Consider the following 15,174-nt stretch of genomic DNA (forward strand, 5'->3'; position numbering starts at 1 on the left):
GCCATGACCACAGCGCACGACCTGACGTTCGTCTCCCTCGACGTTCCCTCCGAGTACCCGGTCGAGCGCGGCGACCTGTCGCTGGCCCTGGCCGGAGCGGAACTGATCGACCTGCTGGAAGCGGGCACGGTCGCGCTGGACGGTCTCGTCCTGCGGCCGGTGTCGCCGGGCGGGTCCGGTGACCGGCTGCTCGACGCGGCGGCGTCCCAGGCCGGGCAGGAGCCGGACGAGTCCGTGACGGACTGGCTGTGGCGCCGGGGAGACGGCCTGGCGGCGCAGTACCTCGCCGCCGCGGGGGCGGACGACGGTGGCCGCAGGCGCCCGCTGTGGAACGTCCGGCGCGCTGCCGACCGACCGGCCCCGGCCGATCCGTCGGCCCGCGACCGCGCCACCGACCGCTGGGCCGACGGCGATCCGGTACTGGTGGGTCTCGCGGCCGCGGTGGGCGTCCGGCACGAGACGGCCGACCAGGCGGCGGATCCCGAGGACGACCGGATCGCGACGGTCCTCGCCGCGGTGCACGACGCCGTGGTGGAGCTGGCCACCACCCGGCAGCGCCGCAGCATCGAGGAAGCGGCGTTCGACAACGTCTGGCGCGGGATGTGACGGCCGCGAAGTGACGGACTCGCCGGTCAGATGCGCCAGGAACGCAGCACGTCGGCGATGTCGTAGATGCTCAGCCGGGTCTCGCGGACCTTTCTGATCAGGTCGGACAGGGCCCCGTAGGGCGGATCGATGCCCTCCCCTGACTGGTCCATGTACTGACCGGTGACGAAGGCCGCGAAGAGGCTGTTGCGGTGGGGGAGCGGTTCGAGCCGCACTACGGTGTGCAGCAGGGCGGCCGCGCGCCACGCGCTGTCGGGGTTCGACGCGGCCAGGGTCGGCATGCGCGTCTTGTGGCGGGCCACCGCCGCGACGAGGGCCGAGTAGTCCGTGACCGACACGTCCTCGTTGTCGAGAGCGGCGTCCTGGACGTCCAGGAGCCACGGCACGTCTATGTACAGGGGCTCGCTCATCAGGCGGCGCTGACTCCCTCGCCGCGCTGGGACGGGGGGATCTCGTCCGGGAACGCCTCGTCGAACTCGGCGCGCAGCCGGTCCGCCCACGAGACGGCCCCCGCGACGAACCGCTTGCGCTGCATCTCACGGACACCGAGGTCGTGCATGTACTGCTTGAGGCTCTTGCCCTCGGCCGCGGCGGCAGCGCGGACGCCTTCCATCTCTTCCTCGGTGAAGGTCACGTTCAGTGATGGCATAGCAGCATGGTACCTACTCGGTACCTGATGTGCGACCCGCCGGACGGGGGAGGGCGCCCCGGCATGTCGCGGCCCGCCCCGCATCGAGGTCGGCGAGGATTTTGTCGTTCGCGGTCACCGGAGCGCGGCCCGGGAGCAGGGAGGCAGTGGTGACGATCGAGCGGGTCGGACTCGTGGTCCACGGGGGCCGCGCAGGCGCCGCCGAAGCGGCACGGGAAGTCCGCGCGTGGTGCGACGAGAACGCCGTCGCCTGCACGGACATCGACGTGTGGAGCGACACCGGGCGGCACAGCGCCCGGGAGGAGGTGGACGCGGCCGGCGACCCGGACCTCGTCGTCACCCTGGGCGGCGACGGCACCTTCCTGCGCGGCGCCCGGCTCGCCGCCGAGAACGACGCCCTGATCCTGGGCGTGGACCTGGGACGGGTCGGGTTCCTGACCGAGGTCCCCGCACCGGCGGTGCGCTCCGCCCTCGACGCCGTCCGCGAGGACCGCCTGGAGCCGGAGAGCCGCATGCTGCTCACTCTGCGTGCCTCCCGGCTCCTGGAGATCCCGTCGGAGATGGAGGCGCTCCTGCGGTACGGGCGAGGACCGCTGCTGCCTCCCCCGCGGGTGCGGACGGACTGCGAGAGCGGTGACGAGTGGGGCATCGCCCTGAACGTGACGGCCCTCAACGACGTGGTGCTCGAGAAGCTGTCTCGGGACCGGCAGATCTCCGTCGGCGTCTACATCGCGGGCCGGCTGCTGGCCTCGTACTCCGCCGACGCGCTGCTCGTCGCGACCCCGACGGGTTCCACCGCCTACAGCTTCGCCGCGGGCGGCCCGGTCGTCTCGCCCCGCGCGGAGGCACTCGTCTTCACCGCGGTGGCCCCGCACATGACGTTCGACCGCTCCGTGGTCACCGCACCGGACGAACCCGTCGGCATGCGGATCCTCGAACGGTCCGGGCGGGCCGCCGTGAGCATCGACGGCCAACTGCGGGGCGTGCTCGACCCCGGCGACTGGCTCGGCGTCTACGCCGCTCCCCGAAGGCTGCGGGCGGTACGGCTGGGACCCATGGACTTCTACGGCCGCCTGCGCGACCGCATGCGGCTGACCGACGCCCCGGCCGCGGTCGCCGACGGCACGCCCGCGCCGCTGTGGCCGGTCAGCACGCCCCCACCGGGAGACCTCGCCCATCTCGCGATGCCGGTGCCGACGGCCGAGAGCTGACACCGCCGATCTTCTTCGCGAACCGCGGTAAATATCCGTCAACGGCGTACAACCCCCGAAGGGGCGCAAAGGTCTCAACAGGTGGCTTCAGCAACACCATGGGGAGGCCAGTCGATTCACGGATCGAGGTAGGTGCCATGAAGCGTTCCATGCAAGCCGCAGGGGCGACGTTGACCGCCGTCGCGGCCATCGGGGCGGGGCTGTTGGTGACGGCTCCCGCCGCCGGCGCGGCGACCGCCGGTGCGACCGCGTCGTACAACGGGGTCTGCGGCTCCGGCTACAAGGTGGTGAACTCCATGCCGATCGGTACCACCGGCACGGTGTACCTCACCTACAACTCGTCCACGGGCAAGAACTGCACCGTGACCATCCGCAACAAGACCGGCACACCGACGTACATGGTGGCCTACGTGCGCAACGTCGACAGCAGTGAGGACCAGACCGACGCGGGCGAGTTCACGTCGTACGCCGGGCCGGTGTACGCGTTCGCGCGCGGCGCCTGCGTGGAGTGGGGCGGCGTCATCGACAACCTCCAGGCCTGGAACTACGGCTCGAACTGCGGCGCACTCGCGGGCAAGTCCTCGCACAAGGACTGGTTCGCCGACCAGCGCTGAGACCGCCGGTGACCGACCGGGGGCTCCTCCGTACGGCGGAGCCCCCTCAACCGGGCCGCCCTCAGGCCGGCTTGCGCCACACGGAGACGTGCTTCGGGGAGTCCTGCGTGAACGGGGACCCGTCCCAGTCCCCGACCCGGCGCTCCGGCTCGAGTCCGGCGATCCTGGCCATCAGGTCGAGCTCCGCGGGCCAGGCGTACCGGTGCCGGGAGTGGTCGCGGCGGTAGGTGCCGTCCGCCGGGTCGTGGGTGAAGTGGTGCGAGACGAGGAGCTGTTCGACCAGGTCGAAGGTGTCGAAGCCGAGATGCCGCTCGGAGACGTCGAACGGCACCGCGACCTGACCGGGCGGCAGGAACCTCAGCGGTGGCACGCCCAGCTCGATGACGAACCGGCCCCCCGGGCTCAGATGCCGGGCCGCGTTCCGGAAGCACTCGACCTGCTCGTCCTGCGTGAGCAGGTTGGTGATGGTGTTGTAGACGAGGTACACCAGGGTGAACTCGCCGGGGACGACGGTCGTGGCCATGTCCCCGAGGAACACCGGCAGCGTCTCCTCGTCCGTCTTGCGCCGCAGGACCGCCGCCATGTGCTCGGAGAACTCGATGCCCACCACCGGCACACCGCGTTCCCGCAGCGGGACGCCCACGCGTCCGGTCCCGATGGCGAACTCCAGCGCCCGGCCGTCCCCGGCGAGTTCGGCGAGGAAGTCCACGGTCGGTCCGAGGACGGCGGCGGAGGCCATCCCGGTCTCGGTCTCTTCGGCGTCGTAGCGGTCGGCGGTCTCACGGGTCCACAGTTCGCTGCTCGTCACGGGCGGACATACTGCCGGGCACCGCGGCGCGCTGTCGACGCATTTACGGCCGTGGATCACCGCGCCTCGCGCAGCCGGAGCAGGTACGCCGCGGTCAGCGCCACGGCACGGTCCTCGTCCCGCGACAGCTCGGCCAGCGCCCCCGACGCCCTGGTGCCCGGGATGCCCGCCAGCGCCTGGGTCAGCCGGCCGCGCGCGGGCGCTTCGGTGGTGTCGTGGGCGAGACGGCCGACGAGCCCGGCCGCGATCCGGTCCGCCGTCGCGGTGTCGGCCGCCAGGACGCTCAGCACGTCGGCCGCGTCGGTGTCGTTGCGGCCCGCCACGATCATGTCGATGAGCGTCGGGACCGCGTCGACCGCTCCCTGCGTCCCGAGCGCCAGTGCCGCGTACCCGCGGACCACCGCGTCGGGGCTCGCGAGGGCGTGCCGCAGCTGCGCGGTGGCCGCACCGCCGGGCAGCTCGGTGAGCGCCTGGACCGCGCGCGCCCGCACCGCGGCCACCGGCGAGCCGAGGCCCTCCGCGAGCAGGTCCGCAGCCTCGTCGCCCGACCGCGCCAGCGCCCATCGAAGGGCTCCGGCGACGTTGGTGTCCGTCTCGCTCAGCGCCGCCTCGACCAGGGCCTCCACCGGCACCGACACCTCGTGGACGGAGGAGAGGGCCGCCCGCTGGCGTGCGTCCGCGCTCTTCGAGCCCAGCGCCTGGAGGAGCGCGACGGCCTGGAGGACGTCCTCCCAGTCGCCGGGCCCCGCGGCGTCGATCCGGCTCAGCCGGGTGAGCAGTTCGGTCTCGGCCGCGATGCGTTCGCGCGTCCGGCGGATGAGGTCGTCGACGAGCGCCGAGGGCGCGAAGCCGGGTTCGTCGAGCGCACGCCCGATCTCGCGCAGCGACAGCCCCAGCGACCGCAGGCTCTCCACGTGGAAGATCCGCCGGATGTCCTCCCGGGAGTATTCCCGGTAGCCGGAGCCGGTGCGGCCCGAAGGCCGCACCAGGCCGAGCGACTCGTAGTGCCTGAGCATGCGGGCACTGACGCCGGACCGTCGCGCCACCTCACCGATCAACACGCTCTATCCTCCCTCGGGACCGGACCCGCCGAGGGCCACGACGCGCTTCGCCTCCTCGATCGCCGAGGCGAACCCCGCCTCGGGGTCGCGCAGCAGCCGCCGCGTGGCGAGGGCGTGCGCCCGCACGTGCGGGGCGGGGGCGGCCGTCGCGGCCTCCAGAACCTCCGTGACCGACTCGCCCAGCGCGACCAGCGCCCGGCTGAGGCTCCGCTGCGTCTCCCGGTCACCACGCCCCAGCTGCGTAGCCAGCACCGCGGCCAGAGCGGCCTCCTCGCCCTCGGGCACGAGGACGACCGCGGCCCGCCAGGCACTGCGCGCCACCTCGTCGTCGGCGTCGCAGAGGACCGCCCGTGTGATCGCCGGCCACGCGCGCCGATCCCCGATCTTGGACAGCGTGTGCAGTGCCTGGCTGCGTGCCTGGGGGCGGTCCGAACGGACCTCACCGACCAGCCGGGGCAGCGTCAGGGACACCGGGTGACGGGTGAGCGCCCAGGTCAGCATGTCGCGGACGAAGAACTCCGGCTCGGTCGCGGATCGTTCGACGAGCTTGTCCACGAAACGCGGGTCCGGCGCCGAGCCGACCGCGAGGGCCGCCCGCAGCCGCACGGACGCACGCCCGTCCTCCAGACCCCTGAGTGCTCGCGTCCCGTCCGCGTCCTGACTCGTCATGGTCATCCGGACCACCTCCTTGCCGGCAGTGAAGACCTTGTCACCGTGTCAAGGTCAAACAAGTGGTGGCCGGGGCTCCTCGTCGCGGGAGAGGATGGGTGTCATGACGGGAGAGAGTTCCTCCATCGACAGCACCAGGCCCAGCATCGCCCGCGTCTACGACTACCTGCTCGGCGGCAAGGACAACTACGCGGTGGACCGGGAGATCGGTGACGTGTTCAAACGTGACCTTCCCGGCTCGGTGGCGATCGCCTTCGCCAACCGTGCGGCGCTGACCCGGGCGGTGCGGGAGATCGTGACGACGACCGAGGTCCGGCAGTTCATCGACCTGGGCAGCGGCCTGCCCACCGCCGACAACGTGCACCAGGTCGCGCAGCGCACGGCGCCCGAGACCCGGGTGGTCTACGTCGACACCGACCCCCAAGTGCTGGTCCACGGGCGGGCGCTGCTGGAGGAGAACGACCGGACACGGGTCGTACCGGTCGACGTACGCGATCCCGAGGGCATCCGCGGCCACCCGGACACCCAGGAGCTGATCGACTTCGACCGTCCCGTCGCCGTCATGTTCAGCGCCGTCCTCCACCACGTCAACGACGAGGAGGACCCGGCCGGAATCGTCCGCCACTGGCGTGAACGGGTGCCCTCCGGAAGCTACTTCTTCGTCAGTCACTTCCGCTCCGGGAACAATCCGGAGACCGCGGAGGCCGAGAAGGTCCTCCAGGGCACCTTCGGCCGCGGCCGGTGGCGGACGGACGCGGAGATCGAGGCCCTGCTGGACGGCCTGGAGATCCTCGAACCCGGGATAGTGCCGGCGCCCCGGTGGCGTCCGGAGGCCGTCGGCGATCCGCACCTCCACGGTGGTGAGCGGGAGTTGACCGTCTGGGAGCGTCTCATCGCCGCCGGGATGGCCCGGAAGCCGTAGGCCGCGCAATGGCCCGAATCGGCTGTTATCAGGCCTGCCGGACGACTACGGTGGGCTGGACCCGAGGGTGATCGGCGCGACCGCCGGCGAGCCGGGTGAAGCGGGGGAGTGGGCGAGGACGTGGGAGCGTACGGCAGGTCGCCCGGGGGCGGTGGACGGGTGACCGGTCGGCCGGAGCCCCCGGTGCTGCCGTCGTCGCTGCGCGTGTGGCTCGGGCTGACCGCCGCCCTCGCCGCGCTGGTGGTCCTGGTCTTCGGGGTCACGTACGCCGACGACAGCGAGCCGGGCGCGACGGACGCGCGGATCTGGGCCGTGGTGGACGGAGCGGGGCCGCCATGGCGGCACGTCGCCCTGGTCACGGACTTCCTGGGAGAGCCCGCGGGTGCGGTGCTGCTGGTCGCGGCCGTCGTGACGGGCTGCCTGCTGCTTCGGCGCCCGCGCGCCGCCGTGTTCGTCGTGACCGGCTGCGGCCTGAGCGTGGGGACGACGACGCTGCTCAAGCCCGTCGTGGGACGCACCATCCACGGCGACAACCTGTCCTACCCGAGCGGGCACACCGCCTTCCTCACGGCGATCGCCCTCATGGTGTCGCTGCTCGCGGTGGGCCGCCTCGGCCTCGGCAGGGCGGCCGCTGCGGCGTTCGTCCTCGCCGCGGGCCTGGTGGCCGGCGCCGCCATGGGCTGGGCGCAGGTGGCCCTGGGCTCGCACTACGCGACCGACACCCTCGGCGGCTGGTGCACCGCGCTGGCGGTGCTGCCGGTGAGCGCGTGGCTGGTCGACCGGACGGCCGACCGGCTGTCCGGCCGCGCGACGGCCGACCGGCCGGCGGACGGACCCGCCGACCGGCTGTCCGGCCGCGCGACGGCCGACCGGCAGGCGGACGGACCCGCCGACCGGAGAGCCGACGCCGACCGGCAGGAGTCCCGCTGACACGGCGCCGGATCGCCTGCGGTGTCGTCCCCCCCCCGGATCCCCGGGCACCTCACCTCACGCCAGTCGGCGGAACACCGGCTTCACCGCCCGTCCGGCCATCCAGGGCGTGGGATCGGCGGCGTCCAGCGCCTTGCGGTACACCGCGCAGGCCTGGGCCACCACGTCGACGGTGTGATCGATGTCGGCCTCGTCGAGCGCGCTGCTCACCACGAACGACGGGGCCAGCACCCCGCCCGCGAGGAGTCGGCGCAGGAACAGGGTGCGGTACGGCTGCGACGGCCGCAGGTTCTCGTCGAGGGTGGCGAAGACCAGGTTGCTGGCCCGCCCCCGGACGACGACGTGGTCGCCGACGCCCATGCTCGCCGCGGCGTCGCGGACACCGGCGGCCAGCCGCTCGCCGAGAGCGTGCAGCCGCGCGGTGATCTGCTCCTCGGTGTAGGTGGCCTGCACGGCCATCGCGGCGGCCAGCGCGTGCGTCTCCGCACCGTGGGTGGTGGACAGCAGGAACACCCGCTCCCCGGAGTGGCGCAGCCCGCCCCGCTCCATCAGATCGCGCCGCCCGGCCAGCGCGGACACCGCGAACCCGTTGCCCAGCGCCTTGCCGAACGTGGAGAGGTCGGGCACCACGCCGTACAGGCCCTGGGCGCCCGCCTCCGACCAGCGGAAACCGGTGATCATCTCGTCGAAGACCAGCACGCAGCCGTGCCGGTCGGCCAGTTCGCGCAGACCGGCGAGGTACCCGGGCGGCGGCTCGGTGTGGGCGGCGGGTTCGAGGATCAGGCAGGCGACCTCGTCCCGGTACCGGGTGAGCAGTTCCTCCGTGGCGGCCAGGTCGCCGTAGGGGAACGCCACCGTGAGTTCCTCGGTCGCCGCGGGGACACCGGCGGACATCGGCGTGGTGCCGATGAACCAGTCGTCGACGGAGAAGAACGGATGGTCGGCGCAGACCGCCACCCGCGCGCGCCCGGTGGCGGCCCGGGCCAGGCGCACCGCGGCGGTGGTGGCGTCGGAGCCGTTCTTCGCGAACTTCACCATCTCCGCGGTCGGCACCGTGGCCAGGAACCGTTCCGCGGCCTCGACCTCCACGATGGACGGCCGGACGAAGTTGCTGCCCCGGTCGATCTCCCGCCGCACAGCCTCCGTCACCCGCGGATGGGCGTGGCCGAGGCTCACCGACCGCAGGCCGGACCCGTACTCGATGTAGCGGTTGCCGTCGACGTCCCACACATGGGCACCCCGGCCGTGGCTGATCACCGGGGCCAGGTTCTCCGGGTACTGGTCGTCGCCCTTGGCGTAGGTGTGCGCGCCGCCGGGTACCAGGGCGTGCAGCCGCTCGTTCGCCCGTCGCGACCGGGGCAGTTCGGGCTCTTCCGTGTGCACTGCGGCCTCACCCTTCCAGATGCTTCAGGACCTCGGCGAGGCTCGGCGCCTGCCGGTCCCGGGCGGACGCCGAGGTGACCGGCAGCGGCCAGGGGACGGCCAGCTCCGGGTCGTCGAAGGCGATGGTCACGTCCTCGGCCGGATCGTGCGGGCGGTCGATCCGGTACGACACGTCGGAGGTCTCCGTCAGCGACTGGAAGCCGTGCGCGCACCCCGCCGGGACGTAGACGGTCGCCTGTGTCTCGCCGGACAGCTCGAAGTAGGCCTGGCCCAGGTAGGTCGGCGAGTCCGCCCGCAGATCCACGACGACGTCGAAGATCCTCCCGTACGAGCACCGCACCAGCTTGGCCTCGCCCGCGCCGGAGCGCAGGTGCAGGCCGCGCAGCACGCCCCGGACCGAGCGGGACACGCTGTCCTGGACGAAGGCGGCCGGGTCGAGGCCGACCGAGCGGACCACGTCGGCGTCGAAGGTGCGGCAGAAGAAGCCGCGTTCGTCGGCGTGCGGCGTCGGCTCGAACAGGTACGCGCCGGCGATCTCCGGCACTTCGGTCGCTTTCATGGTGCCTCCCGCAGGGTGTGGGTGTGACCGGCCGCGGGGAACAGGGCCGCGGCCAGGGCGGCGAACTGCTGCTCGACGCGCCGGGCGACGGCCAGGTTCCGCTCGAAGAGGGTCCGCCGCACCTCGGCCGACCGCCGCTCCAGCTCGCGGAACTGCTCCAGCAGCCGGTCGGCGTCGGCCTCGCGGGCCGAGTGGCAGTACGCGCCCATCCCCATCTCGGCCATGAGCGCGTCGCTCTTCGCCGAGTAGCTGAGCGCGAGGGTCGGCGTACCGACCTTCAGGGCGCAGACCAGGTTGTGGTAGCGGGTCGCCACCACGCTGTCGGCGCTCGCCGTCTCCTTCATCAGGTCGGCCAGCGAGGCCGCCTCGGCGACGGTGACCAGCGGTGAGCCCACCGCGTCGACGATCGCGGCGGCCACCGGCCGGTCGAGTTCGTCGCCGGTGAGCAGCCGGACCGGCCTGCCCTCCTCGACCAGCGCGCGGACGAACCGCGTCGTCCCGTCGAGGTAGCGCCGGTGTATCTCCTCGGCCCGGTCGCGTTCGTCGTTGCTCCCGTGGAAGTCCATGACGCCGACGCAGACCGGGCCCCGGGTGCCCGCGGGCTCGCTCGCCGAGGGCGCCGGGAGGGCGAACACGAGGTCCGCGTAGACCTCGTCCCGCGCGGTGTCCACGCCCATCGCCCGCATGGCGTCGCGCGACTGGTCGTCCCGGTACGACCGGTAGGCGGCCAGCCGTGTCGACCAGCGTGTCAGCACGCGCGTCGGCCGGTTGCCGATCGGACCCGCGCCGACGCTGACCAGCGCGACGCGGGTGCCGAACAGCCGGCCCGTCAGACACAGCAGGAACAGCGAGTACGGGAAACCCCACGGCCTGAGCGGCAGCGTGGTCTCCAGCACGCCCGTGCCCGGCACGATCACCGCGTCGTGCCGGCGCACCCAGGCGGCGGTCCGCAGGACGTCGACGAGTTTGCCCAGGGCCTTGCCCGCGACGGCGCTCACCCGGGACGCGGTCCGGTACTCCCCGCGGTACCAGTTCAGCCGCGTCGCGGGTATCCCGTACCGGGTCGCGACGACCTCGGGTCCGCCGCACATCGCGTCCAGGACCGCGTCGGGGCGGGTGGCCCGGAGGTGGTCGAGCACGGCTTCCAGCGACCCGTCGTTGCCGCTGTTGCCGGCGCCGAACAGGCCGAACACGCCGACGTGTAACGGCTTCGCGCGCATGGAGGTCATGCCCGCCCTCCCTCGCGGCCGGCGACCAGGTCGTCGACGCAGACGGTGAGCCGGTCCGGCTCGACGGGGGCGCGGTCCTCGACCCGCTCGCCCGCGCCCGGCCGGACGCGGCTGGTCAGCCAGGCCGCCAGGTGGCGGTGGCACGCGCGCCGGTCGGCCGAGGACAGCGGCGCCCGCCCGATCGCCGAGGCGAAGCCCCAGACGTACTCGGCGAGCAGTCGCGGCGTCGGATGCAGCGGGCCCGCCCGGCGCGGATCCAGGTTGACGCAGCGGGCGCGCTTGGAGGGGTTCGCCCGCTCGGCCCGGGTGGGGTGGTCGCGGCGGAAGTACAGCAGTTCCGGCACCTGGTGGAAGGGGCCGTGCAGGGTGATCTCGGCGACGAAGGTGCGGTCCGCGTGGTGGTAGCTGTCGTGCGGCTTCACCCGGCGCAGCACGGCGGCCCGCATCACCCCGTAGAAGTCGTCGCCGCCGGGCTCGAACAGCAGGCTGCGGAAGCGCTCCGGAGCGCGCGGGGAGTCGGTGGCGAGCCCGTACTCGTAGGGGACCTTCACCTTGCCGTCGCCGTCGATGACGGCCTGGCCGCTGTGCGCGAGGACCACGTCGGGCCGCTCGTCCAGCGCCTCGACGCAGCGGTGCAGCAGGTCCCGGGCGTAGAGGTCGTCGTGCGAGGCCCACTTGAACAGCTCGCCGCGGCACTCGGTGAACACGTAGTTGTGGTTCGGGGCGGCGCCGATGTTGCGGGGCAGCCGGATGTACCGGATGCGGGAGTCCTGGGCGGCGTACCGGCGGCAGATGGCCTGGGTGCCGTCGGTCGACGCGTTGTCGGAGATCACCAGTTCGAAGTCCTCGTAGGTCTGCCCCAGGAGGGCGTCCAGCGACTCGGCCAGATACTCCTCGCCGTTGTAGACGGGAAGGCCGATGCTCAGCCGGGGGTGGGGGGTCATGTGTTCCTCACTTCGGGAAGGGGAGGGGCGTGGCGCTCGCGCAGGGCGGCCCGCAACTGGTGCCACCACACGGCCGAGCCGCAGGCGGAGGCGGCGGCGGCGCCCCAGGCCGAACCGACCGTGCCGCCCGCGACCGCGCCCGAGAGCCCGCCGGCGACATAGCAGGCGGAGGCGAACAACTGGCAGCGCAGACTGCGCCGGGCCGCGGCGAGCGCCCGCAGTCCGGCCGCCGCGCCGGTGCCGAGCCCGGCGCCCGCGACGCTGAGCGTGACCGGCACGATGAGCTGCGAGGCACCGCTCCAGACGTCGCCGAGGACGAACTCGCCGAGCCGGTCAGGCACCAGCAGCAGCGCCGCGCCCCACAGCACCGCGGCGACGGTCTGCCCGGCGCCGAGCAGGAAGCAGAACTTCCCGAGCCGCTCGGGGGCCTGCCGCAGCACCCGTGCCGACTCCGCCACGGTGACCAGCGACAGCCCCATCAGCACCGCGAGGAACGGCCCGAGCAGAAGCTCCGCGCCGCGGATCACGCCCACCGCGCCGACGCCGACGATCGCGCCGAGCCCGTACGCCCGGATCTGGCCGGCGCCGCTGACGCCGACGTTCTCGACCAGGTACCGGTAGCCGAGGTCGCGGTGGTCGCGGTGCCACTCGCGGGCCCCGGTCGGCCTCGGCCGGATGCCGGACTGGAACCAGCCGTACGCACCGGCCACCGCGGCGGACCCGCCCCAGGCGAGCAGGAAGGCAGGCACCGTGCCCACCCGGGCCGCCACGACCATGGCCGGGAGGAGCGCGACGGCCCACACGACGTCGTTGACGAACGCCTTGCGGCCGACACCGGCGGCGAAGAACGAGTACCGCCAGGCGTCCTGGAGCAGCAGCCCCGGCAGCACGATGCCGAGCGCGGCGAACGCGGCCCCCACCTGGCCGCCGATGCCCAGCCCGGCGGCCAGGGACACCGCGCCGATCCCGGCGCCGACCAGGAGCGCGGCACCCGACGCCCGGGCCACCGCCCCGCGCCAGGACGGCTCCGGCACCGCGCTGAAGCGCACCACGAGCGGGTCGGTGGCCAGCCCGCGCGAGACGTTGAGGACCACGCCGTAGGTGACCCAGGCCAGGCTGAACACGCCGAACGCGGTCAGTCCGAGCGAGCGTGCCACGTAGATGCCCACCACGAAGTTGGACAGGCTGGAGGCCGCCTGGTCGGCCAGCCCCCAGGACAGCCTGCCGACGACGCCCCGCCGGGCGGCCCCGGCCGGTGTCGTCGTCTTCTCCCCTTCGACGGTCATCGGCGTCATGCCTTGATCAGTCCGGCGCCGTGCAGGGCGTCGGCCGCCGCGGCGACGGTGTCGAACGGCAGCCCCGACCGCTCGGCCACGTCCAGCAGACCGTGCTCGCCGTCGGAGAGGCTGAGCACCCAGAGCATGGCCATCTGGGCCTGCTTCGCGTCGCTGCGGCCGCCCAGCGAGTCGTACAGGCCGCGCCGCCCCAACTGCGGCTCCCCGTAGGGACTGAGGTTGACGTACCGCCGGTTGCGGTCCAGGACGGCGAACGCCTCGCGGCAGACGGCGAGGGTGTCCGCCATCGCCGCCGGGGAGACGAAGTCCAGGTTGTCCGCCGACGTGTGGTACTCGGGGTAGCCCGCGTACGGGGTCCGGGTGAGCGAACCCACGCCGAGGTCGAACCCGGGCGAGCAGTACTGCCGCTCGTCGTAGCCGTAGGGCGTGAACTCCGTGACGCGGTGCGGGCGTTCGGAGTCGGCCAGCACGTGCCGCAGCACCCGGTCGATCTCCGCGTCGCCGCGCCTGCTCTGCTTGTACGTCAGCTGCCCCGGGTCGCCCGCGCAGGCCAGCACCAGGCCGTGCTTGACCCGCTCGACCCGCTCCCGGTTGCGGGCCAGCCAGGTGATCGCCCCGATGGTGCCGGGCGCGAAGACGAACCGGTAGGTGTAGTACGGGTTCCGCCGCGCCAGCTCCCGGGCCAGGAACGTCGCCACCGCGATGCCGGCCAGGTTGTCGTTGGCCAGCGACGGGTGGCACGTGTGGCAGGAGACGAGCACCTCGTCGGACACCTGCCCGGGGACCACGTGCTCGGCGTAGGTGAGGTGTCCGTCCGCCAGGGTGGAGTCGATACGGACCTCGTAGTCGCCCTCCGGCAGCGCGTCGAGCGTCTCCTGGGCCAGGCAGAAACCCCACTCCGGCCGGTAGTAGCTCGTGCGGTACGGCACCCAGGACGGCTGGTCCGGCAGGGTGTGCAGGTGCGGGCGCAGCTCGGCCAGGGGCATGGTCGCCGACACCGGCACGCTGTAGCCGAGCACGTGGAGGCTCGACGCGGTGAAGTCGACGACCCGGTGCCCTGCGGCGTCGGCGACGTACGCGTCCCGGATGTTCCACTCCTGCGGCACCGTCCAGTCGAGCACCTGCGTCCCGGTCGGTACCTCGTGCACGTGCAGAGGGATGTACTCGCCGACGATCCGCAGGGTGGCGCGCACCCCGTCGCCGGTGATGCTCCGGCACAGCGGGTACATCCGCTCCACCAGGGCGTACATCTCCTCTCCGGGCTCGGTCATCGGCGCCACCGCAGGGTGTCGTCGACGGCGCCGGTCTCGGAGGCGGCCCGCAGCACGGCCAGGCGGGTGTAGCGCTGCTCGAAGTCCTCCCGGGTGAGCCCGTGCTTCCGGTAGGCCTCGGCGAGTTCGAGCGCGCCCTGCTTGACCGTCCACTCGCAGTCGAAGCCGGGGATCGCGGCCCGGAACCGGGAGAAGTCCACCCGGTACGAGCGTGGATCGGCCCCCGTCTCCCCGGTGATCACCACCTTCGAGCCGGACACCGCCGCGGCCACCTCCTCGGCGATCTCGGCGACCGTGACGTTGTTGACCTCGCTGCCGATGTTGAACGCCCGGTCGTGCACCGCCTCCCGGGGCGCCTCCAGGGCGGCGGTGAAGGCCCGGGCGATGTCGGCGGCGTGCACCAGGGGGCGCCACGGGGTGCCGTCGGAGAGCACGAGCACCTCGCCGGACAGCAGCGCGTGGCCCACCAGGTTGTTCAGCACGATGTCCGCGCGCAGCCGGGGCGAGTAGCCGAAGGCGGTGGCGTTGCGCATGTACACCGGGCTGAAGTCGCCGTCGGACAGCGCGTGCAGATCGTCCTCCACCCGCACCTTGGACTCCGCGTAGGGCGTCACCGGGCGCAGTGGGGCGTCCTCGGTCACCAGGTCGCCACCGCCCGCGGCGCCGTAGACCGAGCACGTCGAGGCGTACAGGAAACGCTGCACCCCGGCGTCGCGGGCCAGCCGGGCCAGTCGCACCGACGCGTGGTGGTTGATGTCGTAGGTCAGCTCCGGCGCCAGCGAGCCCAGCGGGTCGTTGGAGAGCGCGGCCAGGTGGATCACCGCGTCCACCCCGGCCACGTGCTCGGCCGTGAGGTCGCGCAGGTCCACCCGCCGTCCCGGGGGGTCGGCGGGTGCCGGTCCCAGGACGCAGTCGGCGAACAGGCCGGCGTCCAGCCCGACGACCTCGTGTCCGGCGGCCGTGAGGACCGGTGCCATCACGGTGCCCAGGTAGCCCTGGTGTCCGGTGAGCAGTACGCGCAAG

General features: G+C 73.1%; 17 protein-coding genes. 5 read left to right on the forward strand and 12 right to left on the reverse strand.

Annotated features, from left to right (window positions below):
- Nucleotides 1-3: 3 nt before the first annotated feature.
- Entirely contained in the window at nt 4-606 is a 603-nt protein-coding gene (locus ACGH52_RS36905; RefSeq protein WP_121703561.1) for a GPP34 family phosphoprotein, read from the forward strand.
- 26 nt (nt 607-632) lie between these two features.
- Here ACGH52_RS36905 and ACGH52_RS36910 read toward each other — a convergent pair whose 3' ends face one another.
- Complete coding sequence (locus ACGH52_RS36910; RefSeq protein ID WP_003978453.1) at nt 633-1,016, reverse strand: hypothetical protein; 384 nt, start codon at nt 1,014-1,016, stop codon at nt 633-635.
- Nucleotides 1,016-1,255, reverse strand: a complete 240-nt coding sequence (locus tag ACGH52_RS36915) for a hypothetical protein (RefSeq protein WP_059296486.1) — start codon at nt 1,253-1,255, stop codon at nt 1,016-1,018. Before ACGH52_RS36915 ends, ACGH52_RS36910 begins: the two co-directional genes overlap by 1 nt.
- Nucleotides 1,256-1,404: 149 nt before the next feature.
- On the opposite strand from ACGH52_RS36915, the gene ACGH52_RS36920 reads away from it, so the two are divergent.
- A complete protein-coding gene (locus ACGH52_RS36920; protein ID WP_076972480.1) occupies nt 1,405-2,466 on the forward strand; it encodes an NAD(+)/NADH kinase in 1,062 nt (353 codons plus the stop codon).
- Nucleotides 2,467-2,615: 149 nt separating this feature from the next.
- On the forward strand, nt 2,616-3,080 hold the full coding sequence (locus ACGH52_RS36925) for a hypothetical protein (protein ID WP_059297192.1): 465 nt from the start codon (nt 2,616-2,618) through the stop codon (nt 3,078-3,080).
- A gap of 61 nt (nt 3,081-3,141) precedes the next feature.
- On the opposite strand, the gene ACGH52_RS36930 is transcribed toward ACGH52_RS36925, so the two are convergent.
- The 3 genes from ACGH52_RS36930 to ACGH52_RS36940 are packed head-to-tail and all read right to left on the reverse strand — an operon-like array spanning nt 3,142 to nt 5,624.
- Complete coding sequence (locus ACGH52_RS36930; RefSeq protein ID WP_059296484.1) at nt 3,142-3,888, reverse strand: class I SAM-dependent methyltransferase; 747 nt, start codon at nt 3,886-3,888, stop codon at nt 3,142-3,144.
- 56 nt (nt 3,889-3,944) lie between these two features.
- A complete protein-coding gene (locus ACGH52_RS36935; RefSeq protein WP_399945889.1) occupies nt 3,945-4,949 on the reverse strand; it encodes a MerR family transcriptional regulator in 1,005 nt (334 codons plus the stop codon).
- 3 nt (nt 4,950-4,952) lie between these two features.
- Nucleotides 4,953-5,624 carry a HEAT repeat domain-containing protein gene (locus ACGH52_RS36940; protein ID WP_076972477.1) on the reverse strand — a complete coding sequence of 224 codons (672 nt, stop codon included), beginning with the start codon at nt 5,622-5,624 and terminating at the stop codon, nt 4,953-4,955.
- Nucleotides 5,625-5,721: 97 nt separating this feature from the next.
- Here ACGH52_RS36940 and ACGH52_RS36945 point away from each other — a divergent pair, with 97 nt between their 5' ends.
- The gene (locus ACGH52_RS36945) at nt 5,722-6,540 is read left to right on the forward strand and encodes an SAM-dependent methyltransferase (protein WP_121703563.1); all 819 of its coding nucleotides are present in this window, start codon (nt 5,722-5,724) and stop codon (nt 6,538-6,540) included.
- Between the two features lie 159 nt (nt 6,541-6,699).
- Complete coding sequence (locus ACGH52_RS36950; protein ID WP_399945894.1) at nt 6,700-7,470, forward strand: phosphatase PAP2 family protein; 771 nt, start codon at nt 6,700-6,702, stop codon at nt 7,468-7,470.
- Nucleotides 7,471-7,527: 57 nt separating this feature from the next.
- Here ACGH52_RS36950 and ACGH52_RS36955 read toward each other — a convergent pair whose 3' ends face one another.
- From ACGH52_RS36955 to ACGH52_RS36985, 7 genes are read right to left on the reverse strand one after another with little or no spacing between them, the layout of a single operon-like run.
- Nucleotides 7,528-8,853 carry a glutamate-1-semialdehyde 2,1-aminomutase gene (locus tag ACGH52_RS36955; protein ID WP_076972474.1) on the reverse strand — a complete coding sequence of 442 codons (1,326 nt, stop codon included), beginning with the start codon at nt 8,851-8,853 and terminating at the stop codon, nt 7,528-7,530.
- 7 nt (nt 8,854-8,860) lie between these two features.
- A complete protein-coding gene (locus ACGH52_RS36960; protein WP_076972473.1) occupies nt 8,861-9,412 on the reverse strand; it encodes a dTDP-4-dehydrorhamnose 3,5-epimerase family protein in 552 nt (183 codons plus the stop codon).
- Nucleotides 9,409-10,641, reverse strand: a complete 1,233-nt coding sequence (locus ACGH52_RS36965; RefSeq protein WP_059296478.1) for a polysaccharide pyruvyl transferase family protein — start codon at nt 10,639-10,641, stop codon at nt 9,409-9,411. The genes ACGH52_RS36960 and ACGH52_RS36965 overlap by 4 nt, the downstream gene beginning before the upstream one ends.
- The gene (locus ACGH52_RS36970; protein WP_076972472.1) at nt 10,638-11,585 is read right to left on the reverse strand and encodes a glycosyltransferase family 2 protein; all 948 of its coding nucleotides are present in this window, start codon (nt 11,583-11,585) and stop codon (nt 10,638-10,640) included. Before ACGH52_RS36970 ends, ACGH52_RS36965 begins: the two co-directional genes overlap by 4 nt.
- The gene (locus tag ACGH52_RS36975) at nt 11,582-12,871 is read right to left on the reverse strand and encodes a hypothetical protein (RefSeq protein WP_399945899.1); all 1,290 of its coding nucleotides are present in this window, start codon (nt 12,869-12,871) and stop codon (nt 11,582-11,584) included. Before ACGH52_RS36975 ends, ACGH52_RS36970 begins: the two co-directional genes overlap by 4 nt.
- Nucleotides 12,872-12,876: 5 nt before the next feature.
- Nucleotides 12,877-14,160 (reverse strand): DUF4910 domain-containing protein, encoded by a 1,284-nt coding sequence (locus tag ACGH52_RS36980; protein WP_399945902.1) that lies wholly within the window; start codon nt 14,158-14,160, stop codon nt 12,877-12,879.
- The gene (locus ACGH52_RS36985) at nt 14,148-15,173 is read right to left on the reverse strand and encodes an NAD-dependent epimerase/dehydratase family protein (protein ID WP_399945905.1); all 1,026 of its coding nucleotides are present in this window, start codon (nt 15,171-15,173) and stop codon (nt 14,148-14,150) included. Before ACGH52_RS36985 ends, ACGH52_RS36980 begins: the two co-directional genes overlap by 13 nt.
- Nucleotide 15,174 lies beyond the last annotated feature (1 nt).

This window comes from Streptomyces sp. BBFR25, from assembly GCF_044590125.1.
GTDB lineage: Bacteria > Actinomycetota > Actinomycetes > Streptomycetales > Streptomycetaceae > Streptomyces > Streptomyces canus_D.

Bases quoted from the DNA above. Each gene is read 5' to 3' on its own strand.
- ACGH52_RS36905 (WP_121703561.1), top strand. From the start codon at position 4: ATGACCACAGCGCACGACCTGACGTTCGTCTCCCTCGACGTTCCCTCC.
- ACGH52_RS36910 (WP_003978453.1), bottom strand. From the start codon at position 1,016: ATGAGCGAGCCCCTGTACATAGACGTGCCGTGGCTCCTGGACGTCCAG.
- ACGH52_RS36915 (WP_059296486.1), bottom strand. From the start codon at position 1,255: ATGCCATCACTGAACGTGACCTTCACCGAGGAAGAGATGGAAGGCGTC.
- ACGH52_RS36925 (WP_059297192.1), top strand. From the start codon at position 2,616: ATGCAAGCCGCAGGGGCGACGTTGACCGCCGTCGCGGCCATCGGGGCG.
- ACGH52_RS36940 (WP_076972477.1), bottom strand. From the start codon at position 5,624: ATGACCATGACGAGTCAGGACGCGGACGGGACGCGAGCACTCAGGGGT.
- ACGH52_RS36945 (WP_121703563.1), top strand. From the start codon at position 5,722: ATGACGGGAGAGAGTTCCTCCATCGACAGCACCAGGCCCAGCATCGCC.
- ACGH52_RS36960 (WP_076972473.1), bottom strand. From the start codon at position 9,412: ATGAAAGCGACCGAAGTGCCGGAGATCGCCGGCGCGTACCTGTTCGAG.
- ACGH52_RS36965 (WP_059296478.1), bottom strand. From the start codon at position 10,641: ATGACCTCCATGCGCGCGAAGCCGTTACACGTCGGCGTGTTCGGCCTG.
- ACGH52_RS36970 (WP_076972472.1), bottom strand. From the start codon at position 11,585: ATGACCCCCCACCCCCGGCTGAGCATCGGCCTTCCCGTCTACAACGGC.
- ACGH52_RS36975 (WP_399945899.1), bottom strand. From the start codon at position 12,871: ATGACCGTCGAAGGGGAGAAGACGACGACACCGGCCGGGGCCGCCCGG.